Annotated in this window: 1 protein-coding gene; it reads left to right on the top strand. The window is 50.4% G+C overall.

All coding sequences use genetic code 11. The features are described from left to right. Positions 1–115 precede the first annotated feature (115 nt). Positions 116–546 (top strand): HupE/UreJ family protein (locus tag CR159_RS21355; RefSeq protein WP_143705507.1); only part of this gene is annotated, 431 nt, incomplete at its 3' end.

The following is a 546-nucleotide window of genomic DNA, read 5'->3' as shown; positions in this document are numbered from 1 at the left end:
TCCAAGCTGCCTCACCATAGCTTTCTTCTTGAGCGTCCTCCGAAAGCCGGTTTCCTTACCTGAAAACTGGTCGATTCAAGACCATTTCAACTTCATCGAAACTATCGGAGTACTCATGTTTAGACCCTTCCTTGGGGGCTGGCTACGCTCGCCCATACAGGGGAAGCGAGCAACTTTTCTTTGCCTTGCTTTCCTGCCTCTTTTGCTATTTGCCGACGCGGCCTTTGGCCACGCCGTGGCAGAAGGCGACAAGGGCTATATCCAAGAGATAACAGGCATTAATTTGCTGCCGTTCATCTATCTTGGCGCCAAGCACATGGTGACCGGATATGACCATATCCTGTTTTTGCTTGGCGTGATTTTCTTCCTGTATCGGATGAAACATATCGGCCTCTATGTAAGCCTATTTGCCGTTGGACACTCCACCACCATGCTGCTTGGTGTGTATTTCAATGTCGGGATCAATAGTTACATCATCGACGCCATCATTGGCTTGTCGGTCGTCTACAAGGCGCTCGACAACATGGGCGCATACCAGCGCTGGCT

Origin of the sequence: Pollutimonas subterranea, from assembly GCF_002849655.1 — a bacterium.
Taxonomy (GTDB): Bacteria; Pseudomonadota; Gammaproteobacteria; order Burkholderiales; family Burkholderiaceae_B; genus Pollutimonas; species Pollutimonas subterranea.
This window is presented reverse-complemented; position numbering and strand designations above follow the sequence as displayed.